The following is a 13,931-nucleotide window of genomic DNA, read 5'->3' as shown; positions in this document are numbered from 1 at the left end:
CGTGACGCAAGCGATCCCCAGTCGGATAGGGTGGGGTCAGAGCGGCAGATTGTCATGCTTCTTCCACGGGTTCGCGAGGTCCTTGTTGCGCAGCTTGCGCAGGCCCAGCGCGATCCGCCTGCGAGTCGAGTGCGGCTGGATCACCTCATCGACGAAACCCTTGCTGGCCGCCACGAACGGATTGGCGAACCGAGCCTCATATTCGGCCGTCCGCTCGGCGATCTCCTCGGGCGTCTTGCCGCGGAAGATGATCTCGACCGCGCCCTTGGCCCCCATCACCGCGATCTCGGCGGTCGGCCAGGCATAGTTGAGGTCGCCGCGTAAGTGCTTGGATGCCATCACGTCATACGCGCCGCCATAAGCCTTGCGGGTGATGACCGTGATCTTCGGGACCGTCGCCTCGGCATAGGCGAAGAGCAGCTTGGCGCCATGCTTGATGATGCCGTTATGCTCCTGCGCGGTGCCGGGCAGGAAGCCGGGCACGTCGACGAAGGTCACGATCGGGATCTCGAATGCATCGCAGAAGCGCACGAAGCGCGCCGCCTTGCGGCTGGCATTGATGTCGAGCACGCCCGCCAGCACCATCGGCTGGTTGGCGACGAAGCCGACCGTGCGTCCCTCGATCCGGCCGAAGCCGGTGATGATATTGGCGCCGTGGGCGGGCTGCACCTCGAAGAAATCGCCCTCGTCGACCACCTTGGAGAGGAGCTCGTGCATGTCATAGGGCTGGTTGGCGCTGGCCGGGATCAGCGTGTCGAGGCTTTCCTCGATGCGGTCCCAAGCGTCGGCGGTGGGCCGCTCAGGCACGCCCTCACGGTTATTGGCCGGCAGGAAGTCGATGAAGTCGCGCGCTGCCAGCAGCGCCTCGATATCATCCTCGAACGCCACGTCGGCGACGCCGGTCTTGGTGGTGTGCGTCACCGCGCCGCCCAGCGCTTCCTGGGTCACGACCTCGTTGGTCACCGTCTTCACCACATCGGGGCCGGTGACGAACATGTAGCTCGAATCCTTCACCATGAAGATGAAGTCGGTCATCGCCGGGCTATACACCGCACCACCCGCGCAGGGGCCCATGATGAGCGAAAGTTGCGGCACCACGCCCGAGCCAGCACGTTGCGCTGGAACACCTCGGCATAGCCGCCGAGGCTGGCGACGCCCTCCTGGATGCGCGCGCCGCCCGAGTCGTTCAGGCCGATGACGGGTGCGCCGACCTTCATCGCCATGTCCATGATCTTGCAGATCTTCTGCGCATGACGCTCCGACAGCGAGCCGCCGAAAACGGTGAAATCCTGGCTGAAGACGAAGACCAGCCGCCCGTTGATCGTGCCCGAACCCGTCACCACGCCGTCGCCGGGGATGACCTGTTCGGTCATGCCGAAATCGGTACAGTTATGCTCGACGAACATGTCGAGCTCCTCGAAGCTGCCCTCATCGAGCAGCACGTCGAGCCGCTCGCGCGCGGTCAGCTTGCCCTTGGCGTGCTGTGCCGCCACGCGCTTCTCGCCACCACCGGCACGAGCACCCTCGCGGCGGCGTTCCAGTTCGATGGAATTCGAGCCCATCGTCAGCGTCGCCGGGTAATCGTCTGGGCGTTGGTATATTCCATCAGCCCTTCGGTGCCGCCTTCGACGCCCAGACCGGATTGCTTCATGCCTCCGAACGCGGCGAGCGGGGTCAAATGCTGGGTTTCGTTGATCCAGACGGTGCCGCTGGCGATCCGCGCAGCGAGGTCCATCGCGGCGTCGGGATTGCCGGTCCAGATCGACGAGCCCAGGCCATATTCGCTGGCATTCACCCGCTCGATCACCTCGTCCACGTCATCGAAGCGGAGGAGGGGGAGGATGGGACCGAACTGCTCCTCCTGAACGATGCGGCTATCCTCGGGCGGGTTGTCGAGGATAGTGATGGGGACGAAATAGCCGGGCGTGTCCGCCGCTTCACCGCCGAGAAGGAAGTCGTAGCCCCTGTCGCGCGCGTCGCGGATCAGATCGAGCACGCGCTCATATTGCAGGCGGTTGTTGATCGGGCCGAGCCTTACGCCCTGTTGCGCCCCGTCGCCGGTCTGCACGGTCCGGGCATAGGCGACCAGCGCGTCCTTCAGCGGTTCGTAGACGTCGCGGTGGACATACATGCGCTTGGTCGCGATGCAGATCTGGCCGTTGTTGGTGAAGGCCGCCCAGAACAGCTGCTCCGCCAGCGCCGCGACATCCGCATCGGGCAGTACGATCGCGGCATCGTTACCGCCCAGTTCCAGCGTGACGCGCTTCAGCGTGGCCGAGGCGCTCTGCATGACGCGGCGTCCGGTCGCGGTCGATCCGGTGAAGCTGACCTTGTCAATGCCGGGATGCTCGGTGAGCCAGGGACCGAGATGGTCGCCGCCCGTTACGACGTTGAGGACGCCGGGGGGGAGGATCGTTGCGGCCAGTTCGCCGAACTTCAGCGTCGTCAGCGGAGTGAAGGGAGAGGGCTTCAGCACCATCGTGTTGCCCGCGAGCAGGGCAGGGCCGACCTTGAACATCGCCAGCACCATGGGGAAATTCCACGGCGCGATGGCTCCGACCACGCCGATGGGCACGCGGCGGGTTTCGCTGTAGCGGTCGGCAGAATCCTCGTTGACCGTCACCGGCAGGTCGAGCGTCGCGGCCCCTTTCAGCCAGAGCCCGGCACCCATGACTTCGTTGAAAGCTTCGGCGTGCGGCTTGCCCTGTTCGGCGGTGAGAAGGCGCTTGAAGTCCTCGGCATGGGCGATCACGGCGTCACCGAGCTTGTCGATCAGCGCGCGACGCTCGGCAATGGGAGTGGCGGCCCAGCCGGGAAATGCGGCGCGGGCGGCGGCGACAGCCGAGTCGAGATGATCGCGGCTTGCGTCCGGCGCCTGGGCCAGCACCTGCTCCGTCGCCGGGTTCAGCACGTCGAACAGGCTGTCCGAATCCACCGGCTTGCCGCCGATCGTCATGTGGAACGACGTATCGAAGTCCATCTTGCTCTCCATCTCCGGCGGCCCTGTTCGTCGCGGCCCGCTCTATCTGTGCGATGGGCGCTATCAGATCATGCGCAAGGAGCGCAGGACCCCCGCAAGAAATGTCAAAAAGCACGACAGGTCCATGCAAAGCCGCCCGACCGGAGCTGATCTACACATTATCCAGCAAGAGGCCGTCACAGAGTCTCTGCAAAAATAGGAGAGGGCTATGAGGGCCAGGATTAGCGCGGCGCTGTTGACCAGTGCTGCAATCGTCTTCCCATTTGCGGCACAGGCGCAAAGCACCGACGCAGAGCAGCAGGGCACGCCACCCACCACCGAGGTAATACCGACCACCACCGCCTCCCAGGACGGTGCATCGTCGGGCGACATCATCGTGACCGCCCAGCGGCGCGCCCAGTCAATCCTGACCGTTCCCATTGCCATTTCCGCCATCGGTGGAGACGCGCTGGTCACAAAGGGCATCACCAATTCGGCCAATCTGGCGGTCGCGGTGCCCAACCTTCAGGTCAGCAGCCCTTATGGCCAGACCCAGCCCAATTTCTCGCTGCGCGGCATAAGCGTCGCCAACGAGTATAATTCCAACCAAGCCTCGCCGATCGGCGTCTACATCGATGACGTCTATCTCGCCAGCCGTACCGCTCATGGCATGGGTCTGTTCGACCTCGACCGAGTGGAAGTGCTGCGCGGGCCGCAGGGCACGCTGTTCGGGCGCAACACGACGGGCGGTGCGATCAACTTCATCACCAAGGGGCCCAGCCTCCATGGCAATGAAGGCTATGCCGAGGCCGGCTACGGCAATTTCAATACCTTCACTGCGCAGGGCGCGGTCGAGGCGACGATGGTCGAGGACCAGCTGGGCGTCCGCATCGCCGGCAATTATGCCAAGGGCGACGGGCAGATCCGCAACGTCTATCCCGGCGGACGCGACGGAAATTCGCAGGACACGTTGCAGGGGCGGGCGTCGCTACGGATACGGCCGGGCAACGGCCCGCTCGACATCAAGTTGAAGGTCTATGGCGGACGCGATCAGGGCAGCCAGGCCGCGATTCATGGGTTGGGGGCCTTCCGCAGCGGGCTGGGCTTCTTCGAGACCAATGAGAACCGGATCGGGCTGAACCGGACCGAGGCCTATGGCGGATCGGCGACCATCGCCTATGACGTGTCGCCGACCGTCGTCTTCACCTCGATCACGTCGCGCGACGGCGGCAAGCAGAATTTGCAGCAGGCCGCCGACGGGTCGCCGCTCGACATTCTCGACATTAACTGGCGCTCGAGCTTCCAGCAGTTCAGCGAGGAGGCGCGGTTCAATTATAACGGCACCCGGCTGAAGCTGGTCGGCGGCGGTTTCTATGGCTGGGACGAGGTGATTACCGACAATCGCTTCAACATCGGCCAGGCGATCGCACCAACCGTCAATGGTGGCTTCTTCCAGCATTATCGCCAGGTTCGCCGGTCCTATGCCGTCTTCGCCCAGGGAGATTACGACCTGACCGAGCGGTTGAGCTTGACGCTGGGTGCACGCTACACCTGGGATCGCAGCCAGTATCGCGATGGCTATGCGTATCTGTTTGCGGGCGATATCGGCGGGCCGGAGACGCCGCTGGCGACCACCGTGCCGTGTGCGGGTGTCCCCGGCACGTGCCCGTACAACCCCAATGCCCGCTTCGCGCTGGACGGTCGCAACAATGCGCTGACCGGGCGGGTTTCGCTGAACTACACGTTCGAGGGCGGTACGCTGGTCTATGCCAGCTATAATCGCGGCTATCGCTCGGGCGCGTTCAATGGCGGCGGCTACACCTCGTCGGCAGGCATCAACTATATCGCGCCGGAGCGGGTGAACGCTTATGAAGTCGGTCTGAAGGGGCGCTATTTCGACAATGCGCTGACCCTGACCATGTCGGGCTTCTATTACGACTATATCAACCAGCAGGTGCAGGACACCCGGCCCGGCCCGGTGTCCTTCCTGGTCAACGCGCCCAAGGCCGAAGTGTACGGCGTGGAGGGGGAGGCGCGCTGGCGGCTGACCCCGGCGGTGACGCTCAATGCGTCGGCGGGCTATCTTCATGCGACCTACAAGGAGCTGACGCTCCAGAACACACGGTTGGACGGCAACGACCTGCCCTTCGCGCCGCGCTTCACGGCGCAGGGCGGGGTGGACTTGACGCTGTTCCGCAACGGCAATGACGGGCTGACCGTGTCGCCCAGTGTCGCCTATTTCTCGCGGCAATATTTCTCGCCCTTCAACACCATCAACGCGGTGGGGACCGGGCAGCAGAATAGCGAGTTGCAGCAAAAGGGCTTCGCCAAGGTCAACCTGACCGCCGCGCTGACCACCGGGCGCTTCACCATCAAGGCGTTCGCGACCAACCTGCTAAACGCCAAGACCTATGCTTACGGCCTCGACCTGCGCGGGGCGGGCTTCCCCTACAACTTCCTCGTGCCTGCCGCCCCGCGCACCTTTGGCGGCTCTGTTCGGGTGGCATTCTGACATGGCGACGATCACCATACCCGACCTGAAGGACCCCGGCCTCTATGAGGCGGGGGTCCCCTGGGACCTCTTTGCCGAACTGCGGCGCGACGATCCGGTGCATTGGACGCCGGAAACCGACGGCGCGGGCTTCTGGTCCGTGATGCGCCATGCCGATATCGTCGAGGTGTCGCGTCAGCCTCTGCTCTTCTCCTCGGCCTATGAGAATGGCGGGCATCGCATCTTCAACGAAAATGAGGTGGGACTGACCGGCGCGGGCGAGTCCGCCATCGGCATCCCCTTCATCTCGCGCGATCCGCCGATCCACACCCGCTATCGCAAGTTCGTCATGCCCGCGCTGTCGCCGGGTCGGCTTGGCGATATCGAAACGCGTATCCGCGAGAGGGCGACGAAGCTGATCGACGCGATCCCGCTGAACGAAGCGGTGAACGTGGTGCCGCTGCTGTCGGCTCCACTGCCGCTGATGACGCTGGCCGAACTGTTGGGCGTGTCGATCGACCTCTGGCCCAAGCTCTACGACTGGACCAATGCGTTCGTCGGCGAGGACGACCCCGAGTTCCGCCAGAGCCCCGAAGCGATGGCGGCGACACTGGGCGAGTTCTTCGCCTTCGGGCAGGAACTGTTCGAGGCGCGCAGGGCCGAGCCCACGTCCGACATCGCCTCGCTGCTCGCCAATGCGGAGATCGACGGGCAACCTGTGCCGTTCCGCGACTTTATCGGCAATCTGATCCTGGTGCTGGTCGGCGGCAACGAGACGACGCGCAACTCGCTGAGCCACAGCATCGTCGCCTTGTCGCAAAACCCGGATCAGTGGGACCTCATCCGCCAGAACCGCGACGTGCTGAAGACCGCGACGCCCGAGATGGTACGTTATGCCAGCCCGGTCATGCACATGCGGCGCACCGCGATGGAGGATACGGTCATCGGTGGCCAGCGTATCGCGAAGGGCGACAAGGTTGTCCTTTGGTACATCTCCGCCAATCGCGACGAGACGGTGTTTCCCGATGCCGACCGCTTCCTGGTCACCCGCAAGGGCGCGCAGCATGTCGGTTTCGGGTCGGGACAGCATGTCTGCGTCGGCTCGCGGTTGGCGGAAATGCAGCTGCGCGTCGCGTTCGACTTGCTGGCGGATCGTGTTACATCTTTCGACGTGCAAGCACCGCCGCGACGGTTCCGGTCGAACTTCATTAACGGCCTCAAGAACCTCGACGTCATCATGCGGGCTGTATGAGGAGAGATGACTATGGCAGAGCTTTCGTCCAGCAACGAGAAGATCATCGCCAAGACGCTCGGTCGAGCGCCGGATCGCAGCGTCAACCTGGGGTCGTGGCAGTTCGCCCGCTGGCGCCAGTTCATCGGCAGCTATGAACTGCCCGCCCTCGTCGATCCCGTCTTCGTCGTCCATGTCGGTGGCAAGCCCGACACCCGGCTCTGGGAAGCGGACCAGTGGAGCCACTCGCGCTCCATTCCGGGATGTGCCACGATCGTACCCGCCGGATGCAGCACCGGCTGGCGGATCGACGGGGAACTGGACGTCGTCACCGTCTCGGTCCCGATGGCCCAGTTGCAGGACCAGCGCGCGGTCGAGCGGTTTCGCGAGATGCGCTTTGCCTTTGCCGATCCGCTGGGTATCGCGCTGACGAGGCAGATCCTCAGCGAACTCTATGCCGCGCAGACGGTCGAGCGGACCGCCTATATCGGCACGCTGCTCGATGCGCTGAAGATGCACACGCTGCGCAGCTCGCCGCCGAGCAGCGAGGGAGCGTTCCCGAGCGCCGACTTCTCCGCCTATCGCATCCACCAGATCATGAACGACATTCTCGGGCGGCCCGAGGAGGATCATAGCCTGGAGGCCCTGGCCGCGCAGGCGGGACTGACGCCCTCGCATTTTTGTCGCGTGTTCAAGCGGGCGACGGGCGTGACGCCGCACCAATATGTGATGAAGGCCCGGCTGGATCGCGCCCGCGACCTGCTGGGCCAGTCCGACCTTTCCATCGCTCAGGTGGCGGAGATGACCGGCTTTACCAGCCAGAGCCACTTCACCCGCGCTTTTCGCCAATATGCCGGGGACACGCCCAGCGGCTGGCGCCACACACTTCAGTAGATTGAGGTCATATATGCAGACCATTGCCGCCGTCGCCCGCGAACCTAAGGGGGATTTCACCCTGGAGACGGTCGAGATTGAGGCCCCCCGTGCGGGTGAAGTGCGAGTCAAGATTGCGGGGGTCGGCCTCTGTCACACCGACCTAATCTTTCGCGACCAGTTCGTGCCCTATCCGCTGCCCGCCGTGCTCGGCCATGAGGGCGCAGGGGTGATCGAGGCGCTGGGACCGGAGGTCGAGGGGCTGGCGGTCGGCGATTCCGTGGTGCTGGGTTTTTCCAGTTGCGGACACTGTGCGCAGTGCGGCGAGCATCTGCCCAGCTACTGCCGGGAGTTCCCGCCGCTCAATTATGCGGGAATGCGGCTGGAGGACGGGTCCAAGGCCTATTCCAAGGACGGCGAGGCGATCTCGTCGCACTTTTTCGGGCAATCGAGCTTCGCGGCCCATGCCATCGTCCGCGCACGCAATGTGGTCAAGGTCAATGATCCGGCTGCACCGCTGGCGATCCTAGGACCGCTTGGCTGCGGGTTCCAGACCGGGGCGGGGGGCGTGATGCGCTCGATGGCGTGCCATGCGGGATCGTCGATCGTGATCGTCGGCGGCGGGCCGGTCGGGCTGGCGGCGGTGATGGGGGCGAAGATCCGGGGCTGCGCGACGATCATCCTGGTCGAGCCGGTCGAGAAGCGGCGTGATCTCGGCCGTGAACTGGGCGCGACCCACGTGATCGACCCGATGGCGGGCGACGTCACCTCCGCCATCCGCGCAATCGTGGCCGACGGCGTGGACTATGCCTTCGACACCAGCGGCCGTGTCGAGATGATGGAGGCGGTGCTGGCCGCGTTGACCCCGCGCGGGATGCTGGGTCTGGTCGGCGTGCCGGGCAATGCGGATGCGGCGCTGACCATCAACATCGCGGGTATGATCACCTATGGCCAGCGCGTCGTCGGCATCATGGAGGGGGATAGCGATCCGCAGAGCTTCATCCCCGAACTGATCGCCGCGCATCGCGACGGGCAATTTCCCTTCGACAAGCTGGTCCGGACCTTCCCGCTGACGGAGATCAACGCCGCGATCGAGGCGCAGAAGCGCGGCGATTGCGTTAAGGTGGTGCTGATCCCGTGAGCGCGGAGCATTATGACGTGCTGATCGTCGGTGGCGGTCATGCGGGCGCACAGGCGGCGGTGGCGCTCCGGCAGGAGAAATTCACGGGGTCCGTCGCGATCTTGGGGGCCGAGCCGCACCCACCCTATGAGCGCCCGCCCTTGTCCAAGGAATATCTGGCGGGCGTCAAATCCTTCGAGCGCATCCTCATTCGACCCGAGACGTTCTGGGCCGAGCGCGGTGTCTCGCTTCTGCTCGGTGAGACGGTCGTGACGGTCGACCCTGTTGCCAGGTCAGTGCTGACCGAGGCGGGCCGGACTATCGGCTATGGCGAGTTGATCTGGGCGACCGGGGGCGAGCCCCGTCGCCTGACCTGTGCCGGGCATGATCTGGCGGGTATCCACACCGTCCGCACCCGTGCCGATGTCGACCGGCTGCTCGGCGAATGGGATGCGGTTGAACGAATCGTCGTGATCGGCGGCGGTTATATCGGGCTGGAGGCCTCGGCCGCGCTATCGAAGTTCGGTAAGAGCGTGACGTTGGTCGAGGCGCAGGATCGGGTGCTGGCGCGCGTGGCGGGCGAGCCGCTGTCCCGCTTTTACGAGGCAGAGCACCGGGCGCATGGCGTCACGCTGATGCTGGGCGTCGGCGTATCCTGCCTTGAGGGCGGGGACCGGGTGACCGGTGTTAGGCTTGAGAGCGGCGCATTGCTGCCCGCTGATATGGTCATCGTCGGCATCGGTATCGTCCCAGCCATCGAACCGCTGGTACAAGCGGGAGCGGATGCGGGTAATGGCGTGATCGTCGATGCCCGTTGCCGGACCAGTCTGCCACATATCCATGCCATTGGCGACTGTGCCGCACATGCCAACCGCTATGCCGATGGCGCGGTGATCCGGTTGGAGTCGGTGCAAAATGCCAATGACCAGGCGGTGACGGCGGCGCGCGATATCGTCGGACGCTCGGTCGATTATGACGCGGTGCCCTGGTTCTGGTCCAATCAATATGATTTGAAGCTCCAGACCATTGGTCTGTCGGCTGGCTTTGACGCGGCGGTGCTGCGTGGCGATCCGGCGGCGCGCAGCTTTTCGGTCGTCTATCTGCGGCAGGGGCGCGTGATCGCGATTGATGCGGTCAACGCGGTCAAGGATTATGTTCAGGGCCGCGCGCTGGTGCAGGCGGGGGCGGTGATCCCACCGGAGCTGCTGGCCGATACCGCACGGCCGCTGAAGGAGCTCCTTTTATCCTGAGGCGGCATAGCGGTCGCGCAGCAGCCGCTTGAACAGCTTGCCGGTCGGTTCGCGGGGCAGTTCGTCCAGAAACGCGAACCGGCGCGGTGTTTTCACCCCGCCCAGTTCCCGCCGGGCAAAACCCTGGAGTTCTTCCGCCAGCGTCTCGTCGCCTGTGATCCCGACGGCGGGCTGGACGATCGCCATCACCGTCTCACCCATTTCCTCGCACGGTATCCCGATCACTGCCGCATCGGCGACCTTGGGATGGGTGACCAGCAGGTTTTCGATCTCCTGCGGATAGATGTTCACCCCGCCCGAGATGATCATGAAGCTCTTGCGGTCCGACAGGTACAGATAGCCGTCCCCGTCGACCCGCCCGATATCGCCCAGCGTCGCCCAGCCCTGCGCATTATGCGCCTCGGCGGTCTTGGCGGGATCGTTGAGATAGGCGAATTGGGGGCCGTCGCTGAAATAGACATTCCCTGTCTCGCCCGCCGCCAGTTCGTCGCCCTGCTCGTTCAGGATGTGCAGCGTGCCCAGCACGGCGCGACCGACCGATCCCGGCCGTTGCAGCCATTCCTCGCTGCTCAGCGCGGTGATGCCGCAGCATTCGGTGCCCGAATAATATTCGTGCACGATAGGGCCCAGCCAGTCGATCATCGCCCGTTTGACAGGCACCGGGCAGGGGGCGGCGGCATGGATGACCGCGCGCAGCGAGGACAGGTCATGCCCCAGTCGCTCGGCATCGGGGAGTTTCAGCATCCGCACGAAATGCGTCGGTACGAAGGTGGCGTGGGTGACGTGGTGGCGCTCGACGAGCGCCAGGGCCATCTCCGGCTCGAACCGCTCCATGACGACCACCGTCCCGCCCAGCTGCTGCGCCGCCATCGCCCAGCGCAGGGGGGCGGCGTGATAGAGCGGCGAACTGGACAGATAGATCATGTCCGGCCCCATGCCGTACAGCGCCTGCCCCATCCGCATCAATGGCGTCGGCGCATCGATCGGCCCCGTCGGAAGCGGCGGCATCACCCCTTTTGGCCGCCCGGTGGTGCCAGACGAGTACAGCAGATCGGTGCCAGCGCTTTCGTCAGCAATCGGCGTTTCGGGATAGCCCCCGGCGGCCAGGCTCCAGTCGGCAAACCGGGCGTCCGATCCGGTCCAGCGATAGGTCAGGAGCGTCGGGATTTCCTCCACCGCCTCGCGCGCCAGATCGGTATAGGCGGGCGAGACGACCAGCAGCTTGGCCCCCGAGTCGCGCAGGATATAGGCCATGTCGCGCGCGCTGAGCTTGCAGGAGATCGCGGTCTGGTACAGCCCCGACCGCTGCGCCGCCCAGCCCAGGATGAAGGCCTCGGCCGCGTTGGCGAAGACGGTGGCGACGACATCGCCGCGCTTCAGCCCCAGCGCGCGGAGCAGATGCGCGCTCTGGTTCGAGGCGGCGTCGAGTTCGGCAAAGCTGATCGATTCGCCGGTCCCGCCCATGATGATGGCGGGCTTGTCGGGATGGCGTGCGGCATGGTTCGCCGGATGCATCGGGCCTCTCCTTTTATCTTATGTCCGTTGCGAACCACGGTCGCTGGCCACCCGGCAACGGGGACGCAAGAAATGTAAAAAAGCACGGCGATGCCGGGCAAAGCCTGCGGCGGCATTGTCGGCTATCCATGGGGCAACAGGCATCCCGGCGAACGGGAGCATGGGAGAGGCCCTTTGGTTCTGACCGACGATCAGGTCGCGATCCGCGACGCCGTGCGCGACTTCGCACAAGAGCGCATCCGTCCCCACGCGGCGGCGTTCGAGGCCGCGGACGGTTATCCACCGGAGCTGTTCCGTGAGCTGGGCGAAATGGGCTTGATGGGTATGACCGCGCCCGCCGATCTGGGCGGGGCAGGCGCCGATTATGTCTCCTATGCGCTGGCCTTGATCGAGCTCGCGGCGGCGGACGGCGCCCTGTCGACCATCGTGTCGATCCAGAATTCGATCATGGTGAATGGTCTGATCGCTTTCGGATCAACGGCGCAGCGCGAACGCTGGCTGCCGGGCCTGGTCAGCGGCGCGGCGATCGGGGCCTTTGCGCTGACCGAGGCCGATGCAGGCTCGGACGCCGCCGCCATCCGCACGCGGGCACAGCGGACGGAGGATGGCTGGCGGATCGACGGGGCCAAGCAGTTCATCACCTCGGGCAAGATCGCCTCCGTCGCGATGGTGATCGCCGTCACCAACCCGGCGGCGGGGCGCAAGGGCATGTCGGCCTTTCTCGTGCCCACGGACGCGCCTGGCTACGGCGTCGACAAGGTCGAGCACAAGCTGGGGCAGGGGGCGTCCGACACCTGCGGCCTGCGCTTGGAGGATTGTCGGGTCGATGCCGACGCCCTGTTCGGCGAGGAGGGGCGCGGTTACGCGATGGCGCTGGCCAATCTGGAGTCAGGCCGGATCGGCATCGCGGCCCAGTCGGTCGGCATGGCGCAAGGCGCGCTGGACATCGCCATCGCCTATGCCCGCGACCGCCGGAGCTTCGGCAAGCCGATCATCGAGCATCAGGCGGTCGGCTTCCGATTGGCCGACCTCGCTACCAAGCTGGAGGCCGCGCGCCAGATGGTGCTGCATGCCGCCGCCTTGAAGGATGCCGGGCTCCCCGCCCTTCAGGCCGCCTCCATGGCCAAGCTTTTCGCGTCGGAGACTGCCGAGGCGGTGGTGTCGGGCGCGATCCAGACGCTGGGCGGCTATGGCTATCTGGAGGAATTCGGGCTCGCCAAAATCTATCGCGATGTCCGGGTCTGCCAGATTTACGAGGGCACGTCCGATATCCAGCGGATGGTGATCGCCCGTGGCCTGGGAGACCATCATGGTTGATCCGATCGTCATCCTGGGCAGCGCACGGACGCCGATGGGCGGTTTCCAGGGTGCCTTCGCAAGCCTGAGCGCGGTCGATCTGGGCGCGGTCGCGGTCGCGGCGGCGGTCGAGCGGGCTGGCATCGTCGGGGAACGGATCGAGCGCATCTATATGGGCTGCGTCCTCCCCGCCGGCCTCGGCCAGGCCCCTGCCAGACAGGCGGTGCTCAAGGCGGGTCTGCCGCAATCGGTCGAGGCGACCACGGTCAACAAGATGTGCGGATCGGGAATGCAGGCGGTCATCATGGCCGCCGAGGCGCTCGCCGCCGGATCGGCGCGGGTGATCGTTGCGGGCGGTATGGAGAGCATGACCGGCGCGCCCTTCCTGCTCCCCAAGCATCGCGGTGGCGCGCGGATCGGGCATGACCGGGTGATCGATTCGATGATGATGGACGGGCTGGAGGACGCCTATGATCGTGGCAAGCCCATGGGAGCCTTTGCCGAGGACTCCGCGCAAACCTATGGCCTGACCCGGGAAGCCCAGGACGCCTATGCGCTGGAAAGCCTGGCGAGGGCGCAGGCGGCGATCGAGCAGGGCGCGTTCGTCGCGGAGATCGCTGCCGTCCCGGTTACGGGGCGGAGCGGCACCACCCTGGTCGACCGCGACGAACAGCCGGGCAAGGCGCGCCCCGACAAGATACCGGACTTGCGCCCCGCCTTTGCGGCGGATGGCACCATCACGGCGGCCAGTTCCGCGTCGATCTCGGACGGTGCTACCGCGCTTGTCCTGGCTCCGCAGAGTGTCGCCGAGCGCGAGGGGCTTATCCCGCAGGCGCGGATCGTTGCCACCGCCGCGCACGCGCACGCACCGGCCCTGTTCACCACCGCGCCGGTCTTCGCGATCCGCAAGGTGCTCGATCGGGCAGGCTGGAGCGTCGCCGATGTTGACCTATTCGAGGTCAACGAAGCCTTCGCCGCCGTCGCGATGATCGCGATGCACGATCTGGGCATCCCCCGCGACCGGATGAACGTGAACGGCGGCGCGACCGCGCTTGGCCATCCGATCGGGGCGAGCGGCGCGCGGATTGTCGTCACGCTGATCGCCGCGCTCCGGGCGCGGGGGCTGCGGCGCGGCGTGGCGGCTTTGTGCATCGGCGGCGGCGAGGCGACGGCCATCGCCATCGAACTCATCTGAC

Annotated in this window: 9 protein-coding genes and 1 pseudogene; 7 read left to right on the top strand and 3 right to left on the bottom strand. The window is 65.6% G+C overall.

The features are described 5' to 3' along the window. Window positions 1-36 precede the first annotated feature (36 nt). Together SB4_RS11275 and SB4_RS11270 are read right to left on the bottom strand one after the other, a co-directional pair. Window positions 37-1,562 (bottom strand): annotated as a pseudogene (locus SB4_RS11275) (acyl-CoA carboxylase subunit beta). 2 nt (window positions 1,563-1,564) lie between these two features. Next, window positions 1,565-2,980, bottom strand: coding sequence for an aldehyde dehydrogenase family protein (locus tag SB4_RS11270; RefSeq protein WP_058752642.1), 1,416 nt, complete (start codon window positions 2,978-2,980; stop codon window positions 1,565-1,567). A gap of 208 nt (window positions 2,981-3,188) precedes the next feature. Here SB4_RS11270 and SB4_RS11265 point away from each other — a divergent pair, with 208 nt between their 5' ends. Genes SB4_RS11265 through SB4_RS11245 form a run of 5 tightly spaced genes read left to right on the top strand, consistent with a single transcriptional unit; the run spans window position 3,189 to window position 9,924 of the window. Continuing rightward, window positions 3,189-5,471 carry a TonB-dependent receptor gene (locus SB4_RS11265; RefSeq protein ID WP_058752632.1) on the top strand — a complete coding sequence of 761 codons (2,283 nt, stop codon included), beginning with the start codon at window positions 3,189-3,191 and terminating at the stop codon, window positions 5,469-5,471. Between the two features lies 1 nt (window position 5,472). After that, window positions 5,473-6,702 (top strand): cytochrome P450, encoded by a 1,230-nt coding sequence (locus SB4_RS11260; protein WP_058752631.1) that lies wholly within the window; start codon window positions 5,473-5,475, stop codon window positions 6,700-6,702. Window positions 6,703-6,714: 12 nt separating this feature from the next. Continuing rightward, the gene (locus SB4_RS11255; protein ID WP_241488592.1) at window positions 6,715-7,575 is read left to right on the top strand and encodes a helix-turn-helix domain-containing protein; all 861 of its coding nucleotides are present in this window, start codon (window positions 6,715-6,717) and stop codon (window positions 7,573-7,575) included. 13 nt (window positions 7,576-7,588) lie between these two features. Then, the gene (locus tag SB4_RS11250; RefSeq protein ID WP_058752630.1) at window positions 7,589-8,695 is read left to right on the top strand and encodes an NAD(P)-dependent alcohol dehydrogenase; all 1,107 of its coding nucleotides are present in this window, start codon (window positions 7,589-7,591) and stop codon (window positions 8,693-8,695) included. After that, complete coding sequence (locus SB4_RS11245) at window positions 8,692-9,924, top strand: NAD(P)/FAD-dependent oxidoreductase (protein WP_058752629.1); 1,233 nt, start codon at window positions 8,692-8,694, stop codon at window positions 9,922-9,924. The genes SB4_RS11250 and SB4_RS11245 overlap by 4 nt, the downstream gene beginning before the upstream one ends. Here SB4_RS11245 and SB4_RS11240 read toward each other — a convergent pair. Next, a complete protein-coding gene (locus SB4_RS11240; protein ID WP_058752628.1) occupies window positions 9,916-11,439 on the bottom strand; it encodes an acyl-CoA synthetase in 1,524 nt (507 codons plus the stop codon). The two genes, SB4_RS11245 and SB4_RS11240, sit on opposite strands and share 9 nt — an antisense overlap. 174 nt (window positions 11,440-11,613) lie before the next feature. Between SB4_RS11240 and SB4_RS11235 the strand changes: the two genes are divergently transcribed. Then, window positions 11,614-12,756, top strand: a complete 1,143-nt coding sequence (locus tag SB4_RS11235; protein WP_058752627.1) for an acyl-CoA dehydrogenase family protein — start codon at window positions 11,614-11,616, stop codon at window positions 12,754-12,756. Next, window positions 12,746-13,930 (top strand): acetyl-CoA C-acyltransferase, encoded by a 1,185-nt coding sequence (locus SB4_RS11230; RefSeq protein WP_275044982.1) that lies wholly within the window; start codon window positions 12,746-12,748, stop codon window positions 13,928-13,930. The genes SB4_RS11235 and SB4_RS11230 overlap by 11 nt, the downstream gene beginning before the upstream one ends. Window position 13,931: the final 1 nt, after the last annotated feature.

Source organism: Sphingomonas sanguinis (assembly GCF_001476905.1).
Classification (GTDB): domain Bacteria; phylum Pseudomonadota; class Alphaproteobacteria; order Sphingomonadales; family Sphingomonadaceae; genus Sphingomonas; species Sphingomonas sanguinis_B.
This window is presented reverse-complemented; position numbering and strand designations above follow the sequence as displayed.